Annotated in this window: 3 protein-coding genes and 1 riboswitch; of the genes, 2 read left to right on the forward strand and 1 reads right to left on the reverse strand. The window is 37.5% G+C overall.

The features are described from left to right. A partial coding sequence (locus LD39_RS16505) for a potassium transporter TrkG (protein ID WP_035549990.1) occupies positions 1–1,091 on the reverse strand: 1,091 nt, incomplete at its 3' end. Positions 1,092–1,397: 306 nt separating this feature from the next. Then, positions 1,398–1,545, forward strand: a riboswitch (cyclic di-AMP (ydaO/yuaA leader). Positions 1,546–1,825: 280 nt separating this feature from the next. Here LD39_RS16505 and LD39_RS16510 point away from each other — a divergent pair. Continuing rightward, complete coding sequence (locus LD39_RS16510; protein ID WP_035549993.1) at positions 1,826–2,242, forward strand: CBS domain-containing protein; 417 nt, start codon at positions 1,826–1,828, stop codon at positions 2,240–2,242. Positions 2,243–2,285: 43 nt separating this feature from the next. Further along, a complete protein-coding gene (locus LD39_RS16515; RefSeq protein ID WP_035549998.1) occupies positions 2,286–2,951 on the forward strand; it encodes a TrkA family potassium uptake protein in 666 nt (221 codons plus the stop codon). The last annotated feature ends 101 nt before the right edge of the window (positions 2,952–3,052 follow it).

Here is a 3,052-nt window from a genome sequence, read left to right on the forward strand (position 1 = left end):
GTCAGATTTAAAATGAAAATAGTCGTCACAACCACGCAAAGGCTTCCCACTGTCAGGGCCAAAGCTTTATTAATAACATGGCTGGTAAGACTTCTTCTATAGATCACCACATGTTCTTTATCTTTAAAGAAAGAAAGAGTGGCAAGAATAATTGCCAGGGCTGTCGTGAGTTTTATCCCGCCAGCTGTTGATGCACTCCCTCCCCCTACAAACATAAGAGTAATAATAAAAAACAGGGAGGCTTCTTCCATTTGGCCTATGTCTAGAGTATTAAATCCGGCGGTTCTCGGTGTAACGGATTGAAAATAAGCGGCTTGAATCTTACCAAGGCTGGATAAGTCCGCGATTGTATTAGGATTATTATACTCGAGAAAGAAAATCATAAGAAAACTAAAGATATTAATAGCTAAAGTCCCCACAATCATTAACTTCGTTTGTAAGGCTAACTGTTTAAATTCTTTACTTTTCCACATATCAAATACTACGGTAAATCCTATTCCTCCCACGATAAAAAGGAATGTAATCACAAGATTGACGATCGGGCTCACCACATAAGATGACAGGCTATCAGACCAAATCGAAAAGCCGGCATTATTGAACGCAGAAATTGAATGGAAGACGCTAGCGTAAAAGCCTGGCCCCCACCCCATTTCAGGTATCCATTTAAAAGAGAGAAAGATCACGGCAATGGATTCAACGATTAGAGAAAATACCAGTAATTGTTTCGCTAGACGGACCACTCCACCTATAGCTGACTGATTTAACGCTTGCTTAACCAATAATCTTTGCTTAATCCCTATTTTCTTACCTACAGCAATATAAATTAATACAGCAAAGGTCATAATCCCAAGGCCGCCTAACTGAATGAGTAGAAGGATAATGATTTGCCCGAAAAGTGTATAGGCTGTGCCTGTATCCACAACAATTAACCCCGTGACCGTCATAGCCGAAGTAGCTGTAAATAGAGCGTCGATAAACGAAACCCCTTCCGTACTAGCAAACGGAAGCTTTAAAAGTAGCGTACCAGATAAAATCAATATGATAAAAATTGATATGATCATTTGAGGAGGATTCAAGTCCAGTTTATACATTATTTGTTCCACCTATCATTCAAGATTTACTACGTTATCTATTCTATAGCGAGTACATTAAATTCTAAACCTCTTTTATAGAATAGTTATGGACGGCCTAACTACTAGCATTGCCCAAGTTTAAAAATACTTTCACTCCCACCTAATTGACGTAAAAACACTAGATAATTAACGAAAACGGAAGATATTGAAGATTATTTACCTTCAAACGGTTTTTTTCCTGTTATTTAAGCTTATTTTAACACTTTACTAAAGAAATAATGGAGAGTATTATTTGTCACCATAATACAATCCATTGTTTCCAAAAGATCTTAATCGCTTAATTCCGATTGGAAACGGAGGAACCAATATTTACGTGGCTCAGCCACTCGGGGTGAATCCATAATTTATGGTAGGGCAACTCTTTATGCCCGAATCCGACAGCTAACTCCGTAAGCGTTTAGAGAGAGGATGGTAGTAACTTGTGACCAATTATTACATGAGCACAGGGTAACTTCCCCTGTGTTTTTTGATGCCGAATTTTAATCCTTTTTTATAAAATGAGGGAGAGTGAAGCACATGCGAATATCTGTAAACGAAATAAAGCGTATGCTAGATAAGGCTTCGAGTCAAAATAAAGATGCTGAACTAGCAGCAAGATTAGTACAAAAGTATAATAGGGCCAATAATAACCCTACCCACTATAAACACCACCAGCAGTAAACTACTTAGAACTTTATAAGGAGCTAAATTTTATGAATATTGCTTTTTTTCTATTGCCTAAAGAAAAGGTCGCTTATGTCCAAGATACGGCCACAATGTGTCAAGCATTAGAAAAACTGGAGTATCATTCCTACACGGCTATACCTATCATTAACAAACATGGAAACTACGTTGGCACACTTACAGAAGGGGATTTACTTTGGAAGCTAAAAGATGAACCTGACCTAAACTTTCTAAACATGCATAAAATCCCTTTAACTGAGGTGAAAAAACATAGAAACAATAGGCCAGTGTCCATAAATGCTGAAATGGAGGACATGCTGGAGCTTGCAGTAAGCCAAAATTTTGTTCCTGTAGTGGATGACCAGCAAGTATTCATCGGCATAATAAGAAGGATGGATATCATTGAATACTTTGTATCCTTGAACGAAACAAATCAGAAAACCTAACTATATAGTTTAAAAATATTTATTAGTTCATGGAGGTAATGATATGAAGAAGGAATTTGCAGTCATTGGCTTAGGTCGATTCGGGGGAAGTATTTGTCGCGAGTTAAGTCGAGAGGGGATGGAAGTACTTGCCCTGGACTTAGATGAGGATAAAGTAAATGAATATAGAGATATTGCTTCACACGCGGTAATTGCTGATTCTACGGACGAAAATGTGCTAAGAGAACTAGGATTAAGAAATATAGATCATGTTATAGTTGCCATTGGTGATAATATCCAAGCTAGTATGCTGACAACGCTGATCTTAGAAGAAATGGGCATCAAAAAGATTACTGTTAAAGCCCAAAATGATTATCATGAAAAGATTTTAAATAAAATAGGGGCCGATCATGTCGTTCACCCTGAAAGAGACATGGGGAAAAGGATAGCTCACAACATCATTTCTAATAACATCCTTGATTATATTGAGCTTTCCGATGATCACAGTGTCGTTGAGGTGATAGCAGGAAATAAATTGAGTGGTCAGTCTCTAATGGAATTAGATATTCGAGCTCAATATGGCTGCAATGTCGTGGCTATCAAGAGAGGGAAAGAAATAAACGTATCTCCAATGGCTACAGAGGAAATTGAAAAAGGTGACATCTTAATTGTTATCGGTGCTGATAAAGACATCGGTCGATTTGAGAAGCACCTTATTGCCGAGGAATAACCTATAGTTACCATCATTTGTGACTACAAACTCGAATGCCGCAATAGTGGTTATGTTTTTAATAACCACTATTGCGGCATTACATATTTTTTTGATTTTTT

The organism is Halobacillus sp. BBL2006, from assembly GCF_000786645.1.
GTDB lineage: Bacteria > Bacillota > Bacilli > Bacillales > Halobacillaceae > Halobacillus.

Coding starts and splice junctions, on each gene's coding strand:
- LD39_RS16515 (WP_035549998.1), top strand. CDS start 2,286: ATGAAGAAGGAATTTGCAGTCATTGGCTTAGGTCGATTCGGGGGAAGT.
- LD39_RS16510 (WP_035549993.1), top strand. CDS start 1,826: ATGAATATTGCTTTTTTTCTATTGCCTAAAGAAAAGGTCGCTTATGTC.